The sequence below is a fragment of the Arthrobacter sp. NPDC093139 genome (assembly GCF_044754165.1).
Lineage (GTDB): Bacteria > Actinomycetota > Actinomycetes > Actinomycetales > Micrococcaceae > Arthrobacter.
In genome coordinates this window covers 151,788-171,387 of sequence record NZ_JBIVOO010000001.1, presented here as the reverse complement: position 1 = coordinate 171,387, position 19,600 = coordinate 151,788, and the positions used below count along the sequence as shown (strand labels likewise).

Annotated in this window: 20 protein-coding genes; 9 read left to right on the top strand and 11 right to left on the bottom strand. The window is 59.4% G+C overall.

From position 1 onward, the window contains the following. Nucleotides 1-47 precede the first annotated feature (47 nt). From ACIP90_RS00900 to ACIP90_RS00890, 3 genes are all read right to left on the bottom strand, one after another. Nucleotides 48-911 carry a hypothetical protein gene (locus tag ACIP90_RS00900; RefSeq protein ID WP_400575928.1) on the bottom strand — a complete coding sequence of 288 codons (864 nt, stop codon included), beginning with the start codon at nucleotides 909-911 and terminating at the stop codon, nucleotides 48-50. Between the two features lie 120 nt (nucleotides 912-1,031). Beyond that, nucleotides 1,032-1,592, bottom strand: a complete 561-nt coding sequence (locus tag ACIP90_RS00895; protein ID WP_400575927.1) for a hypothetical protein — start codon at nucleotides 1,590-1,592, stop codon at nucleotides 1,032-1,034. A 27-nt stretch (nucleotides 1,593-1,619) separates the two neighbouring features. After that, the gene (locus tag ACIP90_RS00890) at nucleotides 1,620-1,874 is read right to left on the bottom strand and encodes a hypothetical protein (protein ID WP_400575925.1); all 255 of its coding nucleotides are present in this window, start codon (nucleotides 1,872-1,874) and stop codon (nucleotides 1,620-1,622) included. Between the two features lie 40 nt (nucleotides 1,875-1,914). On the opposite strand from ACIP90_RS00890, the gene ACIP90_RS00885 reads away from it, so the two are divergent. Genes ACIP90_RS00885 through ACIP90_RS00875 form a run of 3 tightly spaced genes read left to right on the top strand, consistent with a single transcriptional unit; the run spans nucleotide 1,915 to nucleotide 3,764 of the window. After that, complete coding sequence (locus ACIP90_RS00885; RefSeq protein ID WP_400575923.1) at nucleotides 1,915-2,370, top strand: hypothetical protein; 456 nt, start codon at nucleotides 1,915-1,917, stop codon at nucleotides 2,368-2,370. A gap of 8 nt (nucleotides 2,371-2,378) precedes the next feature. After that, a complete protein-coding gene (locus ACIP90_RS00880) occupies nucleotides 2,379-3,413 on the top strand; it encodes a DUF4113 domain-containing protein (protein ID WP_400575921.1) in 1,035 nt (344 codons plus the stop codon). Nucleotides 3,414-3,452: 39 nt separating this feature from the next. Beyond that, nucleotides 3,453-3,764, top strand: a complete 312-nt coding sequence (locus tag ACIP90_RS00875; protein WP_400575920.1) for a hypothetical protein — start codon at nucleotides 3,453-3,455, stop codon at nucleotides 3,762-3,764. A gap of 1,047 nt (nucleotides 3,765-4,811) precedes the next feature. Here the strand turns inward: ACIP90_RS00875 and ACIP90_RS00870 are convergent. Then, entirely contained in the window at nucleotides 4,812-5,270 is a 459-nt protein-coding gene (locus ACIP90_RS00870) for a hypothetical protein (protein WP_400575918.1), read from the bottom strand. A gap of 132 nt (nucleotides 5,271-5,402) precedes the next feature. Here ACIP90_RS00870 and ACIP90_RS00865 point away from each other — a divergent pair, with 132 nt between their 5' ends. Then, complete coding sequence (locus ACIP90_RS00865; RefSeq protein ID WP_400575917.1) at nucleotides 5,403-5,969, top strand: hypothetical protein; 567 nt, start codon at nucleotides 5,403-5,405, stop codon at nucleotides 5,967-5,969. 202 nt (nucleotides 5,970-6,171) lie between these two features. On the opposite strand, the gene ACIP90_RS00860 is transcribed toward ACIP90_RS00865, so the two are convergent. Continuing rightward, nucleotides 6,172-7,485 carry a hypothetical protein gene (locus ACIP90_RS00860; RefSeq protein WP_400575915.1) on the bottom strand — a complete coding sequence of 438 codons (1,314 nt, stop codon included), beginning with the start codon at nucleotides 7,483-7,485 and terminating at the stop codon, nucleotides 6,172-6,174. A gap of 376 nt (nucleotides 7,486-7,861) precedes the next feature. Between ACIP90_RS00860 and ACIP90_RS00855 the strand changes: the two genes are divergently transcribed. Continuing rightward, on the top strand, nucleotides 7,862-8,272 hold the full coding sequence (locus ACIP90_RS00855; RefSeq protein ID WP_400575913.1) for a hypothetical protein: 411 nt from the start codon (nucleotides 7,862-7,864) through the stop codon (nucleotides 8,270-8,272). Between the two features lie 787 nt (nucleotides 8,273-9,059). Beyond that, nucleotides 9,060-9,731: a hypothetical protein gene (locus ACIP90_RS00850; RefSeq protein ID WP_400575911.1), complete on the top strand. Its 672-nt coding sequence runs from the start codon at nucleotides 9,060-9,062 to the stop codon at nucleotides 9,729-9,731. Nucleotides 9,732-10,007: 276 nt separating this feature from the next. On the opposite strand, the gene ACIP90_RS00845 is transcribed toward ACIP90_RS00850, so the two are convergent. From ACIP90_RS00845 to ACIP90_RS00835, 3 genes are all read right to left on the bottom strand, one after another. Then, nucleotides 10,008-10,907 (bottom strand): hypothetical protein, encoded by a 900-nt coding sequence (locus tag ACIP90_RS00845; RefSeq protein WP_400575910.1) that lies wholly within the window; start codon nucleotides 10,905-10,907, stop codon nucleotides 10,008-10,010. Between the two features lie 293 nt (nucleotides 10,908-11,200). Then, on the bottom strand, nucleotides 11,201-11,608 hold the full coding sequence (locus ACIP90_RS00840) for a hypothetical protein (protein ID WP_400575908.1): 408 nt from the start codon (nucleotides 11,606-11,608) through the stop codon (nucleotides 11,201-11,203). A gap of 966 nt (nucleotides 11,609-12,574) precedes the next feature. Beyond that, entirely contained in the window at nucleotides 12,575-13,504 is a 930-nt protein-coding gene (locus tag ACIP90_RS00835; RefSeq protein ID WP_400575906.1) for a GNAT family N-acetyltransferase, read from the bottom strand. Between the two features lie 446 nt (nucleotides 13,505-13,950). On the opposite strand from ACIP90_RS00835, the gene ACIP90_RS00830 reads away from it, so the two are divergent. Both ACIP90_RS00830 and ACIP90_RS00825 read left to right on the top strand, forming a co-directional pair. Next, entirely contained in the window at nucleotides 13,951-14,316 is a 366-nt protein-coding gene (locus ACIP90_RS00830; RefSeq protein ID WP_400575905.1) for a nuclear transport factor 2 family protein, read from the top strand. Nucleotides 14,317-15,315: 999 nt separating this feature from the next. Then, nucleotides 15,316-15,708, top strand: coding sequence for a hypothetical protein (locus ACIP90_RS00825; RefSeq protein ID WP_400575903.1), 393 nt, complete (start codon nucleotides 15,316-15,318; stop codon nucleotides 15,706-15,708). A gap of 156 nt (nucleotides 15,709-15,864) precedes the next feature. Here ACIP90_RS00825 and ACIP90_RS00820 read toward each other — a convergent pair whose 3' ends face one another. The 3 genes from ACIP90_RS00820 to ACIP90_RS00810 all read right to left on the bottom strand — a co-directional run bounded on the left by ACIP90_RS00820 (nucleotide 15,865) and on the right by ACIP90_RS00810 (nucleotide 17,922). Beyond that, nucleotides 15,865-16,311 (bottom strand): hypothetical protein, encoded by a 447-nt coding sequence (locus ACIP90_RS00820; RefSeq protein WP_400575901.1) that lies wholly within the window; start codon nucleotides 16,309-16,311, stop codon nucleotides 15,865-15,867. A 220-nt stretch (nucleotides 16,312-16,531) separates the two neighbouring features. After that, on the bottom strand, nucleotides 16,532-17,143 hold the full coding sequence (locus ACIP90_RS00815) for a hypothetical protein (RefSeq protein ID WP_400575900.1): 612 nt from the start codon (nucleotides 17,141-17,143) through the stop codon (nucleotides 16,532-16,534). A gap of 548 nt (nucleotides 17,144-17,691) precedes the next feature. Continuing rightward, complete coding sequence (locus ACIP90_RS00810) at nucleotides 17,692-17,922, bottom strand: hypothetical protein (protein ID WP_400575898.1); 231 nt, start codon at nucleotides 17,920-17,922, stop codon at nucleotides 17,692-17,694. Between the two features lie 553 nt (nucleotides 17,923-18,475). Between ACIP90_RS00810 and ACIP90_RS00805 the strand changes: the two genes are divergently transcribed. After that, nucleotides 18,476-19,291: a hypothetical protein gene (locus tag ACIP90_RS00805; protein WP_400575896.1), complete on the top strand. Its 816-nt coding sequence runs from the start codon at nucleotides 18,476-18,478 to the stop codon at nucleotides 19,289-19,291. Nucleotides 19,292-19,600: the final 309 nt, after the last annotated feature.

Below are 19,600 nucleotides of genomic sequence, written 5' to 3'. Positions count from 1 at the left end.
GGGCCGGTGGACGTGCCGCCATGGAACGGGGGCAACAGGACCGATAGTCAGGCCAGAGTTGTGGGGTCGGAAGCGACCGGAAGCCGGGCGCCGTCCGGCCCGTCAATGACGAGCTGCACCTTGTCCAGGTCCGGCCAGCGGTCCGGGAGATCCTCTACCGGTTCCTCAGGTTCGGCGACTGTGTCGATGCCGAGGTGCTCGAGCTTACCGTCGCGGATCTGCAGCATCACCTGCAGCGGAAAGCCGTTCTCCGCCTCAAACCGTGCCGTGACAGGGAAGACCTGATGGTGCGGGACCACGCGGGGCACGTCATCGGGGACCTTGAAGATAGCGGGCGAAACAAAATCCTCGCACCAGCGAACTTCCTCGGCCTGCTCCAGCTGGGCCAGCAGGGCGTCCGCACCGGGCACAACGGCCGCCGTCAGCATGGCCGTGGCAAGGTCCCGCACAGCCGGGGTCAACGGGCGAACCTGCGCTGGTTCATCCAGGGCGGCCGCCTCGTACTCTTCCTTCCTGGCTGCGGCCCTGTCAGCCAGAAACGTCACGAAGGTCAAGGCAGCTGATCCTGCGGCCAACCACCGGCGTGGCCGCTGGATGCCGGCCAAGTTAAGCCAGCGCACCATGCGGGACTCCACCGCGTCGCCAGCGTCTGCGAACCGAAGCGTCGCAGCCGCCGCCGCGAGCCCGGCTACTGCGTTCAGGGGCACCAGGACAGTTCTGTTCCGGTCGACAGTTACTGCAGTGTAAAGACCTGTCAGGACGGCCGTGGCGGCATGAAACGTCCGGCGCTGTGCCTTGGTCAGTTTCGCAGGGTCGACAAGTGCCAGCGCGCCCATGGTGGCAGTCGACACCGCGCCGAACACCGGCGAGACAGGATCGGTCAGCGAATCTTTCCGCTTGAAAGCAGTCATGTTTGCTCCTCGGGTTTGAGCGCTAGCCTACTTCCTCAATGGCGCTGCAACATTGCGGAAAAGGGTCCGGCAGATCCCCCCATCCATTTCCCGAAACCACCATGAAAATCTAAGCGTGGGTCAGCCCCCTTCGCCCCTGACGCTGGCCTTGATGTCCTCCAGGGCGGCCAGGTCATCATCGTTCGGTTCGCTTCGAAGGATGGCGAGCGTCTGCAGCATGTAGCCCAGATCGACCGAGGTGAGCGTGTAGGTGTACGTGCTGAGCGTGAGGGTGCCCCTGTATTGGGGGTCCTCGAGGTTGGTGAGCGCGGCAGTCAGCGTCCCGGGCTCCTCCAGGAGAGGCCGGCTGGCGTCTATCTGCCAGTCGTCATCTTCCCGGCCTAGGAAGGTCGAGTACCGCGGCAGCACCAGTGACCACGGAGGACGCCGCGGCGGCGTGCCCCTGCCGGGGGCCTCCTCGACATACCCAGCGTGCTCATAACGGCCGCCCCAGGGCGCCTGAAGGAGCCGGCCTCCGCTGTCGAGGGTGACCTCCCAGAAACCGCCCGGGAAGTACCGGAACGAGCCCGTCTCGCCCTCCGCCCCGGAAGCGTCCCTGAACGTGGTGGCAAAGTCGCCGGCGACGAACCCCGGATCGGCACGGCCCAGAAGTCCGATCAGCTGCTGATGATTCGGGATCATGGAGAGAAGCGTAGCCGCATTCCCAAGCTATGGATCGCGCATGATCCCGGTTATGGCTCGGATCTGGTCCAGACGCTTCTGGTAGTACGCCGCGGCCAGGATGCTCAAAAGAGAGATGGCCAGCGATCCCCAGGCGCTCAGCGGAACGTGGCTTTCGGGCTGATGCTCGGAGATGGTCAGGGACGCGTTGCCGAGGTTGAGGATGGCAAAGAAGATCATCCAGGAGCGTGCGTAGCTGAGGTCTTCCTTGCTGAGTGCCTTGGGTTTACGCCACCTGAGCATGCCGTGACTGTAGCAGTCGGAACAGAGCTACTCTATGGCTATGGCCACGGGGGCAGGCAAGGACGGCAACAAGTACGAGTGGCAATCCTGGCCGCCGGATTCGCTCGAGGGCATGCCGCCGAAACGCAGGCGCCTGGCAGGCTGGGCGTTGTTCTGGTTCATACTGTTGGGCTCCGTCGTGGGGTACGGACTGGAGGGGCTGGGAGTTGCTGAACCGTGGCGTTCACTGCTGGTCGCCGCAGTCATGGCCGCGATCTTCGTACCTCTCATCCGGGCAGCCGTGCTCGAAGCCCGCCAACTCCGCGCCGAAGGTGCCGACCTGCCTTCGATCCAAGTCACCCGCAAAGTACTGATCGTCACGGGCGCCCTGGCCGCGGTGACCTGGATCGTTTACGCCGTCGGTGCGATAAACGGCGAGCCGGGGTCGCTTGTGCTGCCGATCGCCTGCACCGTCTGGCTAGTCTTTCTAGTCCGGCGGTGGCGAACGGGACCGTGAATGGGGATATGGCTTTCGGCGACTTCGAAGTGAAGATCACGGGCCGGTACTCGGCCTGGCTGGAGGTCTACAGCATCGACGAAGCATTCCTCGGCGTCAAAGGCACCCCAGACCAGCTGCTGAAACTCGGCCGGACCATGAAAGCGGCCGTCCGACGGAATCTCGGGGTGCCGGTCTGTGTGGGGATCGCGCCGACGAAGACGCTGGCGAAGCTGGCCAACAAGTGGGCCAAGAACAACAAGGCCTTCGGCGGCGTGCGCCACTGGGACTCCGTCCCCGCCGCGGAGCGGGAGGCCCTGCTGGGCCGGCTGTCCGTGGAGGAAGTGTGGGGCATCGCCGGCCGGCTGACCCGGCGGCTGAACGTAATGGGCATCTTCACCATCGCCGACCTGGTCCGGGCCGACCCTGTCGCGATCCGGGACAAGTTCTCGGTCGTGATGATGCGCACCGTCCTGGAACTGCAGGGAACCCCGTGCATCCCCATGGAAGAAGAACGGATCGGGCGGGACCAGCTGATCTTCTCCCGATCCTTCGCCAAACCCATCACAACGGCCGCCGGGATCAGGCAGGTCATGAGGGTGTACGGGCAGCAGGCCTCGGCACGGCTGGCCAAACACGGGCTGCAGGCCAAAGTCCTCACCGCGTTCGCCGGAACCTCTCACTTCAACCCCAACGACACCTCCTACCCGTCCGTATGTGTGCCACTGCCAATGCCCACCGCTGACCCGGTGATCCTGACCAAAGCCGGCCACGCACTCTTGCCCCGGATCGTCGAGGGCGTCCGCTACGCTCGGGCCGGGATCATGGTCACCGACCTGCGCCCGAGCGGCAACCAGGCACCGCTGTCACTGTTTGAGAACCCGCACGAGGAACGCCACATCGGAACCCTGCTCGAAGACGTCACCCGCCGGTACGGGCGCGGCTCCATCGGCCTGGGCCACGGCGGAATCCGGGGCGGGCCGGACTGGACCATGAAACGCGACATGCTCTCCCCCAGATACACCACCCACTGGGACGAACTCCCCCTCGTCAGAGCCGCCTAAAACGGCTGCTCTCTGCACCACCCAGGAAGAAATCAGCACATGACCATCACCCCTGAAGCTCCCACCGTCAACACCCCTGTGGACGTCAGGTTCACAGCCGCAGGCACTCCCCTGGCCGTCCGCTACGACGGCAAGATTTGGGCGGTGGCAGCCGAGCCGCTGCACTGGTTTACCAGGGAATCATGGTGGGAAACCCGCCGGAGCGTGCCGGTCGGCATCGGGAACGTTGTAGACATCGAACACTGGCGCGTCCAGGTCCGCCTCGGGTCGAACTCGCCGCTGCGGACCTTTGAACTGCGCCGCGATCCCCTCTCTGGGCAGTGGCTGCTGGACGCCATCACTGACAACTGATCCCAGCCCTGCGTAGCGTAAGGGCCATGAACCACGTAGCGGGGTTACCGGTTGGGCTTGCCCCGCCGGTGAAAAGTCGCGCTGCCCCGCGCCATCGCCAAGATGCCACGCGGTGGCGCATCGCACGGAACTCTGCTGTTTGAACCCAAATGGGATGGGTATATTCACTGCACTCTGTCAATCAATGGCCCATCGGCCTGTTGCTGATCAGGTGGCTGCTGCCGCACTCATCAGCTCCGGCTTACGCGCGCTCATCTGTCTCATAACTAACGGTGAGTACTCGATTTTTGCCAGAAGGTTGCAAGACATAATTTCGAGAATTGCCCTTGCCATCGCATGTCCAGGATTCCGCCGAAAATCTGTGACTGTGCAGGCGAGGCGACTATTTGGTCGTTGAGACGTCTCGTTTCCCAAGGGTTTCAAGACATAAGCCTTGCTCCAGTTCGCGGACCTTCTCCGGGCGACTAATCGGGCAGGGCATACGGGGCACTCCGAGACCCGCCCTCATCTCGGGGCGACAATGAAAGTCGATGCGCCCTTCCCTCGACCGGCTTACGGGACGTTATGCGGACGAACCTCTTTCGGACGTTTTTGAATTGCAGCTCTTGGCATTTCATGGAACCAGCCCGACAACACCCTTGCGCAGAGGACCTCACCGTATACAGGGTGCAGCGTCGGTGCGATGCTGATCGAACAAGCCGTTTGGGCTGTGGTCGAACCGGAACTTGAGGAGATGCATGTCTAGCTTTTGGAACAAAAAAACTCCCAAGATAACTCTGATAGCTTTTGTTATCGCAGACGTGGCGATGTTCTTTGCGACTAGCCCAGAGAGCCGTTGGGGCTACTGGCCGCCTGCAATTCTTCTCGTGGCCATTCTCTATACAATCCTGAACAACTTGAGAATCGACCGCTTGAACGACCAAGGAACAGTGGGTCGGAAGGCAGCGGACTGACCGACTAAACCATTGACAGCCCCTCGGTAGAAGGTTCCCATACAGGGACCGCAACCAGGCGGCGGTGAACGGACGACCGTGAGAGAGATGCTGCCTAGTCTTCGCTTGGGTCGAACACGAAGAAGTCTTCTTCCCATGCTGCGACCATCCTGGTCCGATCGAGATGTGCTGAAGCGTGAATTCTTGAGGTGCAGAATTTTTTGGCTGCGCTGAAGTCGAAGCGCTCCTGAATCAGCGCCCGATGCCTTCCCTCGTTTAGAAACCTGGGATCCGTTTCCACGAATGGCCGCGAACAGACCCTTAGCTGTAGCACCTCCGCAACCCCCCGGGTGAAATACGGTCTGAAGTAGTCGATTCCTCCGACAAGTGCCCTCAGCATCCGGTTCTCCTCGACCAAATGCACCGTGATAACGGTGGCCCAGGCATCGCCCTGCTGACCGAAATATTCTCCGGTGAAAAGCTGCTTGTCCTGGTCAGCCACTGTCCAGTCCCAGTCCGGCACGAGTTTGAAATCGCACTCTTCGTACAAGTCCTGGATTTTGATCCTGATCAACTTGCCATCACCATGAGTCACAGTTTTCCAGACCAAGGCCGTGCTGGCATCATCAGGCCCCGTTAAGGGTTCGCCAAACGTTCAAGATTCAATTCCTCCCGTCCGGGTATCAGTGCGGGCTAGGATCAAGAAATGGAAGCCGAGATAAAGAAGCCCTCGCCGCCCGGAAGGTGGGAAAAGGCACTCACTCGATCGTTCTGGTGGGTTCTCCTCGGTGGCATGTTGGTCTCCAGCGTCCTCCGTGAATCGCTCGGTTTCTGGCCATCAGTTGCACTCACTGTTGCCCTCATCGTTGCCTTTACACTCGTAGTCGCGCGACTGGCAGTGTCGGAGCGGGAGGCTCGTATCGTCCGGGACGCTGAACGCGGACTCATCGAATGCGCAATCCGCTACCCCAAGGCTCTCCCCGGTTCGCTGAGCAGCAGGTGGGAACGGGGATTCGCCGAGGTGAACAATGGAATTATCAAATTCCGGCCCCTGTTTGGCGAGATGGGATCCCCCACGGGGCAGGTGCGAGAGTTCAGCGAGCTGTCCTCCTACGGATTGCTCGACCTTCCCCCGAAGCGGCCGGCGGAGCTCAAGCGGTCCTGGAAAATCGCAGCAATTGGCACAGACAAGGGAGACCTGGAAGTAGCCACCGGAGAAGCAGGTATGAGCCTGCTCGCTGGCCATTCCGATCGCAACACTGGTCCTTTCTGAGTACTTCCCTACAAAAACAAGAACGCTCCCCGGGGCTAGTTCGGGACGGAAACAGTTCGCCGTTTAGCGTCACGACCCTTGCTCTCTGATTACGACTTCCTGACCGCATTTAGCCAGTCTCGGCGGAGAGCCGATTTTCCGCCCGGTCAGGGTTCCCGTCTGGGCTGCTTTGACAGCACCTGCAGTGGATTTTCCTGCTTCTTCACTCTTCAGGGAACTGGCGGACAATGTCGGTGGGAAAGGCGTTCAGTAATGTACGTCTGAGTTTCTTGCTGTCTTTCCAGTCATCGGTGTGGACCTCGGTGCTTCTTCCACGCCGATCCATCAGGCAGATACAGCCGCAGCTGCGGTCACCTACGAGGATGACGTCGGCCAGCTTGATCGATTTCGTTTTGCCTGATTCGAGCTTCAGCAGGTGGGTTTCTGTGAGCGTTAAGGCGGCTTTAGACGTCTTGCTTCGCCATTTCTGCTGCCCGTCGGGGGACTCTTTTGGCTTTAGGCCGTCTGTGCCGTTGTGGCGTTGCCAGATGTCATAGGGGTCCAGGGTCAGTTCCAGGGCAGCCGCGTCGGCTTTGCGGACCTTGGTGTTCTCGTCGACGGCAACGATGAGCGACCTCAAGGATGCGGTCAGTGTCTCCGACAATTCAGGCCCGGTTATCGATGCGGCCACGTCGAGCAGTGCCTGCCTGGTCGGAGTGGCTCGTCCGAGAAGGCCGTTGACTGCCATCTGGGTGAGGTAATCGGAAGCGACGGTATCGTCCCACGTGAACAATGCTTGGAGTGCGTGGTGGGCGGCCTGAAGCGCGTCTTCGGTGAAGCCCCCGGCGGCGACGTCACGGACAGCAGTGATGCTGGCCCGCAAAGCTGCGGTCGTGTTGGCCGCGACCGGGTCAAGGATGAGGTCGAGCTGGCAGCAGTCATCATCGAGCTGCGTTGTGAGAATCACGACCGAGTAGATGAGGCCGCTGGCGTGCCGAAGCCGTGCGAGCAGCTCATATCTCAGTGCCTCTCCCAGGAATGTTGAATTCCTCGACGGGACCATGAAGGACAGTGCCACTCCGCTCTTCTGCGTTCTGATCAGGGTTGGAGTTGTGATGACCGGTGCGGGCTGGTGCCGGGTGACAGGGATACTCTCCGGAAGACGAAGGTCCAGGGAGTCGGGTACCGGCCCGGTGAAGGTGACCGCCGCGTTCTCTGCCGTGAACCATCGCTGGGCCCATTCGATCGCTTCGGCCCGGCTGATGCCTGTGATCGTCGGGGAACCAAAGTGCCCGGCACCCTGCCCGTTTGTTCCGAACCGACAGGTCAGCAGGCCGCTGGATACTGTGCTGAAACCTTGGGGGTTTTCCGCTTCCATGATCGATTTTTCCAGCGCGAGATCTTCCTCGCTCACAGCTGTAAAACCGGAAACCGCGGCGGCGATGGCATTGAGGTACCCGGCAACGGCATCGGCGCCGCCACAGGCGTAGAACTCAATCGAATCCATCTGTACCGCACCGCCGTGCCACAAAGTCACCGGTTGCACCATACGGAGAACGGCATGCTCGACCAGATGAGTAATGCCAGCTAGCGTCACGGGTTCATCGCGGAATCCAACTCCAAACATGAGCGATCCGGTGAAGATACCGCCTCGATCCACCGAATACGAGGGAATGCCCTTGTGCGAACTCGTCCTCACCATCTGCCTCATGAGTCACAGTCTCCCAGACAGAGACCCGATCACTGGGCTAAACAAGAGACCCTGATTCTGGGTACCGCTACGGTCATGCGTCCCGCATGAGGTTCCTTTGATGGATAGAGCTACTGGGAGCAGGCTCTTCCTAGGTTCCCTAAGAAGACTTGAAAGAATGCAACCGTGTTGAAAGTTCGTTTTCTAATCGAGGAGCATGGCTATGCTCCTTGGCCTGACTGGGTCGTTGAACCGGAAGATGACCCGGCTATACGAGGGCGCGGTTTTCGGTCGCGCCGGCACCGCATGGGCGACTGTATTTACCTTAGGGCTGACCCATGAGAGCCACTTGCTGCAGGTCGTGTCCAAAATATTTCCTCAGCTGCCGATCAATGTCGGCATCGATCTTGGAACCTTGTTGGAGTTGCGCGTCTGTTCACCGTCCTTCCGGGAGGGGGATCCCCGCTTCCTCAGGGACGGAAAGCACATTGCCCTAGTTCAAGATGAGTTCGATGCAAACGCGGTTGAACAGTACTGCAATGCGAAAATTCGGGAGGTTTCAAAGCTGCGGGGTCCGCGACTGTATCGGGAGTTGGAGCGCAGCTTCCATCTCTTCGATCCGGACGACGACTGACCTGATGTTGCGCCGAATGCCCCGTTGGGCGTTCCGCCTCGGGAGCCGGCAGTCTCGAAACCAAAGGCTCCCGGGACTTGTACGAGTTCTCAGTTCCTGAAGCCGGCAGGACTCTGTTCCTGGGCTTCAACGGGTATGCCAGCCGGAGCGCGTCTCCCTACATCTCGTACCTCCCATGGCAACTTAGCGACGCAGCAAGGGGCACCGAAATCGGTGGCGACTACTGCTATAAGGGAGATAAGCAAATATTCGTATCAGCTGGAAATTGCAGGGGATACCGAGGGTTTCGGGACATCTTCCCTGAGGAGAAGTTATGCAGCCTAAGAGTGCAATAGTAATAGAGTCTGAGCGGACCATATTGAGAGGTGCCAAGGAATCAGCGGGTGAGTTTGAACTTTCATTTGTTCCTGACGCTTCGGCTCCGACGGCAGAGGTTTCCGATTGCGCGAAAGCCGTAGCCCGTGCACAGGAACTGGAACCAGGCATATCCGCGGGTGTTTGCCAGGCCGGAAACGGTTTCGCCCTCTTTTTCTACCCGGTACGGTCTTCGCAAGCGGAAAGGTTTCTCGAAAACTTGGCCAGCATTCTGGAGGAGTCCGGCCTAGCCGGTACTCTTCGCGCAGCCTCTGGCGAGGGCAGCAACCGGAGACTATACGAAAGAACACCGACCTACTCCGCAGTCGCCGTTGCGACTGGAGCCGTCGTAAAGCTGGGTGAACCTCCCGAATACACGCCACGATCCCCCGGAGTTAGGTGGGTGACGGGAAGCCAAGCATTCGGAAACCTGGTGAAGTATGCGCTTGACTGGGCGCGATCGGTAGGTGACGGTCGCTATCTGTTGGGAGCGGCGATGTATACAGAGTTTTGCCGTGAAGACCAGGTGGAGTCATTCGTTGCGATGGCTTGTGAAACTGTAGGTTGGGCCAAGCTGGAGGTTACCTCCGCTGCCGGTCGGCGTTTTCAAGTCGTCTTCGGGCTGGATGGTTACCTTCTCTTGCATGCCACTGCTGGAGATCTCCTTTGGAGGAATGGCGTACAGGAGCTGACCGAGCAACTAGAGCGCTTTGCCCCCGTTCTTGACTACGCGGCAGTTTGTCGCTCGGATTACGGCACGCTGTCACTGAACGACACTCTGTTTTTCGGTGGCCGTCGCCCCGAGTGGCTTGGGGGTGACCCTTCATCGACCCATTTCGTTTTTAAGACCTATGTGCCCGACATCCTGGGGGTGCAGCTGTTAGGTTCTGGACATGACCAGCTGGGGCCGCAGGATGAATGGGATGTCAAGTTTCTAGAGGGTGGAAAGCGTATAGAATCCGCTCGTGATCTTGAACTTTGGTTCGCCCAAGATGACGGGCCCGCGGGGGAGGTTGCCGAGCGCGCCCGGTCTTCGAATATGAACGCTGTTTATACTTTTCAAAGATGGTATGAGCGGGAAATGCTTATCGCATCCAAGCACTAACTCTTCGCATGTTGATGCTGAGATGGGGAGAAAATACACCGCTCACCGCTATGAAGCTCTCGACAGTCTCGCAGGTGCTCGTATTGGCGGCGTTGACTGTTCCATGCTGCAGCCGGACCGCCGGCGACCCTGGTCCTATCCGCACCGTATAAGGTTCCTTCAAGGGCGTTCTTGCGGATGGTAGCGGTCACTCAGCTTTGCTGCCTTGGTTAAGGGAGGAAGTCCCTGATTGCAGATCCAGGAGAGCCGTTAGCGTTCCGGCTCCCGATTTCTTGGCTACTTCGCCTCGGGCAGCTCCCGAGTGAACCTGTACTTCTGGTGCACTTTGCGCAGCAGTAGGGTCATGTCCTCGGCCACAAGCTGGCGGATGTCCCTCTCTTCGGTTTCCAAGATTCGGTCCCGATTGGGAAAGATCGTTCCTGTCACAGTCAAACCGGATTTTCTAATGCGGGTCGAGGTTGGAGTGTCTCCGGTATGCATCGCCAGCGCACCTGGGCAGAGGCTTCGACTCTCGGCGATGCTGAACTCCAGTAAGCGTAGTGGCCCGCTCAACCACCATTGACGCCACTCCGGGGATGAGTTCATGTCCATTTCCACTTCCCGCGCCGTCGCTCTATACAGCTGGACAATATGAGGGGCGTGCTCAAGTTGTTCCAGATAACTGATGAACTTTCGATCCGCCTCGCGGGGAGCGAGGGGCCAAGGCGTTTCGGTGCTGCGCTCATATGCGTCCTGGAAAGCGTACTTGAGACCGTTCCCTGCCATGCCCTCGAAGAAATCAAAGATCGCCGGGCGTTCCGGATGGGCCACGAAGTGAAAGTCGGCAGGCGGTGGGTCATTGCCGACAAGAACCTGGTGGAAACACCAGCCGAGAAGCCATGATTCATAGCTCATGTCCACACGTTCTGGACGGAAATTCAAATAGGGAGGACCTGTCGGATCGAATTCTTGCGGATTGCCTGTCTCTGGAACAAAGTGTGCATCGAATAATGCCTTTGGCTCCGGTCTGCCTGCCCAGTGTTTGAACAGAGCTGAGGCGCGTTGGGAGGCTTGCTCGTATAAGTCGATGATCGTTTCGGGATTCTCCGCACGCAGTCTCTTGGCCAGCGCATTGGACTGCGGGCCGGGATCGCGGTTTGCCAGGCGGGCCTCTGCCACGAAAACTTTAAGATCCATCAAGCTCCTTCACCAGAACCGAAGCCGGCCGCGAGATCTAAGGCATGGCCGGGAGCGCCGCCCATGACCGGAACCCAAGATGAGAGTACTAGGCCGGAACCTTCAAAGCGCAGCTTTCAGGGAGGGGCCGCCATGCAGCCGGACCGCCGGCGATTCTGGTTCTATCCGCACCGGACAAGGTTCCTCCAGCGGGTGGTTGACCCCACAGAATGACTCGCGTGCGTTGAGGCATGCAGCTTCGAGCATCTTGAGAGGCGGATGCGCTGGTTGAAGACAACACGGGGGTCAAAGATTTAGTCCGCAGAAAATTTTTTCATCTTCCACTCAGCGCCATTGGACAAGGGCACGTGTAGGTAGGTCCGCCCGAAGATGCGGCTTTTGCGCTCAATGGCCTTCCTCCCACTCAGAATGAAGTCGACTATTTCACTAGCGGTCTCTCTTGCAAATTCAAAGTGTTCCTCTATGTCGCTACCGATCGTCGCACGTTCGATGAACCGTGAGTCATACACGATGTCAGGAGCTTCACCACCGAGCACGACGTCAAAGGCTGGCGACTTTGGCCCTTGGAGTTTCATATGCACATGGTGTTTGCATAGATCCATTGCTCCGCTCACGCCCTCGGGTAAGTCGTCGATGATCCGCTGCACTTCTGACGCAATCTTGACTAGACCGGGGTATGGGTGCGTCTCATCACTTGTCATCCGCCGTGATTCCTCCCCTCCCGAACGGGTGTCTTCAATCTCATGCCGCCCATCGTACTGGCGAGAAGTTGCGCCACCGCATCGACCAGCGGTCACGGCCCAGAGGCAGCCACACCTACATGGTGATTCACTGGAGTGAACGTGCCCGCTGAGGGTCCCCCGAAGAGACGAAGCGCCATGTTGACCACCGGCCTGCGGGACGTTACGCGGACGGGCCTCTTTCGGACGTTTCAAGCTCAGATGGGGCAGACCCAACGGGGCGGCATTGACTAGCAGGCCTAGCGCGTCCTTTTTATTTTGCGATGCATTGCAACCAGCTTGGCCTGCGCATAGTCTCCGAGCATGAAGAGGCGGAAAAGGATGCGCCCTAGGATGGGCCGGGCGGGTGGCTTTTCCAACATTGTCGTCCGCAGTCTGAGTCACGGCTGGCAACAGTAGACGAAAGTAGTTGGCCTACGAGAAGGATGAGCACATGAATGTGAAAATGGCTAACCAAACGGGCGACTTTGGTGACCCGCTGCTTATCGTCATTCTTGCCGGCGCAGCAATGGCGGTACTCATCGTGGTCGGAGTCATTTGGCTCGTACGCTCTCGACGTAAGCAAGGGGAACACACTAAGCCCCACCGAACGGATCCCGATGGAGTTTCAAGGCATGACTAGCGCTGCTTTCATGGGCATTGTCTTGGTTGCAATTGGATCCATATCAATCTGGAAACGCGAGAGCATCTCTCGATGGACGGGACGATACTTCAGCCGTTGGGGTGAGCTGGGAAAGAGCGGAGAGCGCATAATCCGCCCGTACGTCTACGCCATCGGGGGAGCACTTTTCGTACTAATGGGAACAGCCATGGTTATCTATGCGCTCCTGCCAGCGACTTCTTGGTGACGCTACTCCTAAGCGGGGCGTTTGCTGATCTCGCCCGACAAAGTGTTCGGCAGGCGTTCCTTCGGCGATGCCGTTCCGGTCAGCTTGTGACGGTCCAGTGCTGCCTGGGGGCCACCGTCGAGGCGTCAGGATCGCGACGCCAGTCGGTAACCTCGGGATGGGCGGAGAATCCGGCCGCCAGGTAGGTGGATACGGCGCCAGTGTTAGAGCTCTCTGCGCAGACTGTGGCGCTTGATGAGCCCATCTCGCGAAGCGCCGCCGCGGCTGCACGCGTCATGATTGTGCCGTACCCGCGACCGCGGTGTTCTTGATGCACCCCCATGGGCTCGATGAGACCGGGACGCCCGGCGCCAGCAGACCATACCGCGGCGACGGCGACGGCATGGCTGTCGTCGTAGAGCGACAGGATGCGCGCGGAGTCAAGAAATGGTCCCTCCGCGGCTGCCCGCCATCCATCTACGAAGTTGCGAAGCCGCCCGTCCGGGATGGGCGTTCCGCGAAAGGCCGACCAGTGAACAGACACCCACTCATCGGTACAATCTGGTTCGATGGTCTCGATCCGGAGACCGGCAACCTCGACAGGCGCTGCCAGATTACGCTGGAGCGGTGTCCACGGCTCGTCGGGCAACCACCCCTCCTTCGCGAGTTGCTCGGAGAGAGCCCACGCGCCGCGCGCCTCGATGGTCGCGCTTCCTGCATCGAGGACACCAGTCGCCGGCTCACCGACATCCGCGACGATGCGAATGGCGAGAGACTCGTCCTGGTGCCGCGCCGGGTCCATCGCGAATCGCAACAACTGGGGGCCGTCGACGAGCGCGATCGCCAGAGCCGTGTCACCATACGACCACACCCGTGTCGCAGCGGCAGTGGCAGCAGCTCCACGGAGTGAGTACCAACCCAAGTCGCCCGGATGCAGATGTAGTGGTCCGTCGTCGTACTGCCACTGCTTCAGCACGCGAAGTATCTGATTGAGCTCGTTGACGTCCGGCGTTCTCACGTTGACATCCATGAGTCCTCGTCTCCCATTCCAACGGAGCCAAATCGCACCATCACAATCGCGCCGATCCGTATAAGCAACGCTCCGGGCGCCTATCTAGCAACGGCCGCGGAAGCCTCTCCGAGCAGACCTGCTTCGTACAGAAAGCGGTGCCCGTCGCTCAGGACGCGGCGCGTTCCCTCGTCCAAGGGGAGATCAGCCCAGCTTGAGGGAGCAATGCCCAGTTCTACAATCAGCCCTGATGCCAGCCGAAACCTGCGTTCGCGTACGGGCCCCTAATTAGCGCGGCCACGCCTCATACTATTGATCCGCCCGGAATAGGGCCACCCCCGCCGCCCCGGCCGTTGCCGTCAAGGAACCACAAGCGGGACGATGGGAACGCCGTGATGGCGAGTAGCGAGGGGGGCAGTAGGCCGCTGGAAGTTCCCAGAGCGGCCAATCACTGACACACTCGGTGAATGCTCACTCAGGACGTGCTAGATGCTGCCTTAGAACGAGCCGACGCCCTAAAGCGGCGTGACGGTGAATCTTTGGGTCGCTTACTACATCCGAAGTTCTGCTGGATCTCACACAAGGGAGACCAGTTCGATCGCGGTGCTTACCTTCGATCCAACCTAGAGGGCCAGAACACCTGGCATGGTCAAACTCTCGAACAGCCCAGTATCACGATGTTTGGTGCCACCGCCGTTCTTACCTGCATCGTTACAGACGACGTATCAACGATGGCCGGCAGGAGCCGCTACCGTATGCCCATGACTCAGGTCTGGGTCCATGAAGGTGGCAGATGGCTACTCGCTGCCGGACATGCAGGTCCGCGCCTCTAGCTTCCCAGGGGCGTGCGGGTCGGGTTGCGCGGTTGCGTTTGGGGGAACCCTTCACGGCACAAGTCGCTAGGTCTAGTCCATTTTCCTTCGGGAACCCTCATCGGACCTTCGCCGCTGTCTAATAGATTCCTGAAGGCGCTAGTCCTTCCAGATCAGGTCCATAGCCAGCAGCACGCCCAAAAATATTAACACCACGCCCCAGATCACCCCAAGAACGGCTATCCACTTCAGGATTGTGCGCTCTCGATCTTTGAAGGGGGCAAATGAATGAACAAACGAAAACAAGAACCTCGCGTACCAGTTTCGGATCAGGATGAATCCGACTCCGACTATGAAAAGTATCAACGCACCAAAGATCCGCATCTAGCGTCCTCCGAGTAACCCATAGATTAGGAACCCGATTCCCAGCAGCGCCTGGACAGAACCAATAATGCGGATGGCCACAAGTTGGCGGCGCCGGAAGGACTCCCTATCGGAGTCTGGCTTCTGATAGGAATGACTACTGGCGGCGAATCTCGAGAGCGGCCTGGATACGGCCCATGCAACGAGGCCCATTATGAGGGCAGCCAGCCCAAAGGCAAAGACACCAGGCATTCCACCCCCTCCGTACAGCTTTCAGTAGTCGATGAAGTCTATTCAGTCCCCGCTGCCCAAGACACCAGCACGTGTACAGAAATTTCGCACGTGGCCCGGTTGATGAACCTGGACCGGGACAGATTGGGCTTATCCAGGGTTACTCACCTGAGAACCCGATTGGAATCACGGAGGGATAGCCGTCGTACGGGGGCGGTTGGAGAATAGCTGCCATGGGCGGATCTATGTATGTTCGCAAGGCCAATGTCTCCGGCCATCTCTCCCTGCGGGGGCGGATGTCGGCCGAGCTCGAAGCCTTCGGACCCTATGCCGCGCGTACAGGCACCGAGGGGATCGAGCCGAGCAGTGTGTCCGCCCCTGCGCTCCCGGGCTGCGGCTGGTCAGACGGTCATCACCCAGTTTGTCATGGCATCAGGACCAGGTTCCGGCGCCGAGGTATCCGAGTGCCTGGTGACGTTCAAGCCCGACCACCCCGGCCCCTATCACGCCTCATTCCTCATTGCGGCTCTAGCCGATGAATTGTCCGAGTTCGCCAGAACACGGCTGCTTTCGGGTTTTGCCGACACCGCCAGGTCCATCACCTTGGTCCAGGGCACCCCGTATAACCTGAGCGTCGACGGTCATCCCGTTCTCGGCTGGGCACTGCTCGCGAAGGGGGCGACAGGAATAGCGGTTGATCACCATGATCGCGTTTTGATGTGGCTTGGGGCGGAGGATCGGGCGGTCATTCCTGCGACGATCAATACGAGTGACGGGGGCAGGTTTGTGATGAGCGGACGCATCATTTCGACGGACTGACCGGCCATATCGGCCAGAAGCAGCGGGCCAGAAGCCGGCGGGACAAATGTGTCTGAGCCCGGGGCTTCTAGGAGCGGTCAGTTTGGGGAACCTCAACCGGAGTTGCCTCAACGAGGAAGTTGGGCGATCATCGGACTGAGTCCAGAAACCGGGCACTCAACCTTGGCGGCTTCTGGTCTTCTGGCTGAACATGGCGGAGACAACGCCCCCGAGGGTAGCGATGATTGCGAAGGCTCCGAATACAACCGTGGCCATCGTGCCCCCAGAAACCACAACGCCGGCCAAGCAGAGCAGGACAACATAAGCGAATAGGACAACAGGTCCGTTCACCAGGCTCGACCGCGTTTGAGTACGTTCAACCACAGGGCGGGGAATCGTGAGAGCCCTTGGGCGGGGGATTTCATTGCCGGGCTTACGCATCGGGGACCTTAGCAAGAAGGCAATCAGCCAGCCGACGGCCACCAGGCCCACAAGAATGAGAGCGGTTACCGCGCCGCTGCGGAACATCAACTCCGCGATGCCCACACAGCAAACAACTGCGGTGAGGATGCCAAGGGTAAGGAGATCCTTCTTGATTCCTTGCACAGGCATTTTGGCTCCCACGGGTCATCCACGAATAAGGGCACATCGCTTGCACTTCATAACAGCATGAATCTGACGATCTGGCGATACGATTCTTCCCTCGCTTATCACGAACGTCTATTGGGACGCGTTTCAGGTCTAGGCAAGGATGGAGAGGATTTCGATGTCGAGAAGACGGTCTAGGCTGCCTAGGCTTCGTCCTATCCCTCAATATCATGGGCTGCGCGCGGCACCGTGCTGACTATGGGTTTGTCCTCCGCCGAGTTCTCGCCCTGAGCATCATGCCCATCACGGCTGCGGTGATCAGGAGCACAACTGCAGGCCCCTCCACAAGTATCCGGACGAAGATGTTACCGGCCGCAGCAGCGATCACGGCAATGCACCCGAGACCGATTCCAGCAGTCCCTAGGACAATCACGTTTCTCTTCCAGACTCTGGCATCACGGTCCGTGGCTGGCCCCCTGATCAGAGGAGGGCTTTCCGGTTCGTACAGATAGGCAGCAGTCAAACCCAGGAGCATCGAGTACAACGGTGGCAGCAACGGAGAGCGGCTCCCCGGCCCGGCTGCAAGGATGACGATGACCCCGAGTGTGATGGCTGCAGCCACGACCACGCCGAGGACCGTAAATTGTTTCCAGCGTCGCCGGGATAGGAGCAGTCCGCCGGATTTGGTCTTGCCGATCAGAATCATGGCAGCCCAGAGAAGCAGGATGGCGCACATCAGGCTCCCGCCGATCCTGAACCAAAGCTCGACCTCCGGGCGCCATGTCAAGAAAAGTCCGCCGACGGCGAGGACGATGACTATCAGAGCGAGAGGGATCCGGAGCCTGGTGTCAGACTCTTTAGATGCCATGGGCTAAGTGCATCCGTTGTTTGTTGTGCTTGTCAATGGGCGTCCCGGTTGGCATGGCGCAGCGTTCCGAACAGCGGTTCTGCACGTGCCTTTCGCACGACGTCCGCATATAAATATGGATGGACGGGACATCTCAAAGACCCGCGACACTTGCAATGAGTCCGGCGACCAGGAAACCAGCACTTAGAAGGAGGCAGATCCACAGGGGCTTATGTTCCTTGAAGCTATATGGCTCGCCCTGGCGGTGCGGATGTCTAAACCCGTAGACGAAACAGGGCACGCTCACCAAAAGGGAAACCAACATCAACAGGTTCGCCAACTGCTGCACGTCATACCCCCCTCCTGCGGTGGATCTGCGCCTACCAGCCATCATGTCTCATTTTCGTGGGAAACGAGAGAGTCTTCTGTCCTAGGTCGAGACCGCGGAAAGTCCCCGAGACGGGAGACAGCCCAAGCCGGACCTCGCGCAACGAGCAGCATGCCACGTGCCTCTTGCGGAACCTTGAGCGGGGCTTCCTTCGTGCGAGACCGTCTCTTTCCCGGAGGATCTAGTCGGAATCCGGATATTCAGTCACGAAGCCGTCATTCCATTGTTCAAAATCCAACTCTTGGGCGTTTATCTCCAATTCCCCCACCGCATCCGGGTCTTGCCGGTGAACGGCATCGAGGGCCTCTTGAGCGAGTTCCTCACTAGAGAAGAAACCTAGGAAGCAAGTAGGGTTCCCCAACTCGATCTGGTCGTCGTCCTGGACTCTATACAGGCCGAAAACAAGGGTCACCGGTTACTCCCAAATCTCGATTGGTTTGGCCAAAGGGCTGTCCAGCTCGATTCGATGAATCGCGAATCCCTCCGGGGCATCGGTGAAGCCCTCAAGCGTGGCGTGCCTCCTCAAGGAGTCTGCAGCCTTCTCTTCTGAACTGAACACTCCGATAAATTTTGTGCTCCGGCCCGCAAATAGGTCGGGGTGGATTCTGGTGTGCAGCAGAAGGAACACAGGCCCAGCCGATCGCGTCATTAATTCCCCTGACATTCCCTTGCGCGGTTAATAGTTCGAAGCCTACCGGCATGGCATGCGTAGAGGTCGTTGGTTCAGCGATGACTTTGAGTGCTGGATTCGATGCACCCGATAACGAAACGAGTCCCCCGCTTGAGGAAGGGACCAGGGACGTCACCCGTGACGCTAGCGATGCCCTAGCTTCACGGCACACTTCGCTAGGTCTAGTCCATGTTTGGTTTGGTATTCCGCGACTGAACCTTTGAAACTGGAAACATCGGAGCTGCAGCCAGGCTCGATAATCGTAGGTCATGGCGGCCGGAAGGGAATCCCGTTTATGGGCGATGAAGCCAGCTTTCATCAGCTGTTTGTCTCCCGCATTGCCATGTTTTCCTTTTTTCTGGTGTCCCTTGGCGTTGTGATTTCCGAAGGCTTAGTTCCCTTCTCGACACCATCCGGCACAATGTCCGAGGAGCTGGTCTTCTGGAGTTGCATCGGTTTGGTCGTGCTCTGGTTTAGCTGGCGAAACTGGAGACTCGGTGTCTGTCTTACTTCGGCTGAGGTCCACATAAAGGGTGTGCTCCGCGACCGGAAGATCGCCCGTGACAGTGTTTTGGACGTAACCCCGTTGGGCCAGTTGGTGTGGATAGACCCGGCTGGCAATACACGTGTGTCCCAGATAATCGCCTTTACAGATCTCGCTGGCGGGCTCGCCGGAATCGTCCGCGAGCACAACACGCGAACGCTGGAACGGCTGCGAGAGCAGCTTGTTGGGCCACCTGTGGAGTGGCCTGAATCTGCAGCGTCAGGAGAGGGCCGTAGTTACGACCCTCCAACGTATCGGCGCCGACGGGACCGGAACGGGCCCGCGCAGCGAGCCGACCGAAGGAATTTGTTTCGAGATGGTTGGCTCGCGGTTCTCCAACTTCTTGGCTGGAGTGTTGCCGCTGCAACAGCAGGCTGGTTGGCCATAGAGCCCTCTTTGTGGCTGGCGGGGCACAACTCAGACGTTCTCCGTTCGGCCTTAAGGCTTGATCCCTACACCGAAAGCAGTGCGATACAGGCCGTGATTTTCTGGGGCGTCGCTGCAGCTGCCCTTGCAGGGAACACCATCCGATTGGCGTACCTCATGTTCCGCCCTGGGCGAGGTTAGGTCCTGGTGATCCCAGCCTGGGACCACAACGGGCACAATTTCTGTAACTCGGGTTCTCTCAGGTATCGGAGCAAGCCAAACTGACTCGGACATGGTTAGCTGCCCATGGCACCATCATCACGGCGGCAAGGAAAAGCATGGCAGGAAAACACGGGCACCGTTCCGGTCGGCGGTCAGCTCCGGCCCACATTCGCATCGGCCAGATACTGCTGGCATTCGTAGAAGCGGCATTCGGGCTGCTTTCGGGCGATGGGGACTCATCCTCATCCAGCCTTGGGTACTCGCCCGCGCCCGATCGACTGCAGCGAC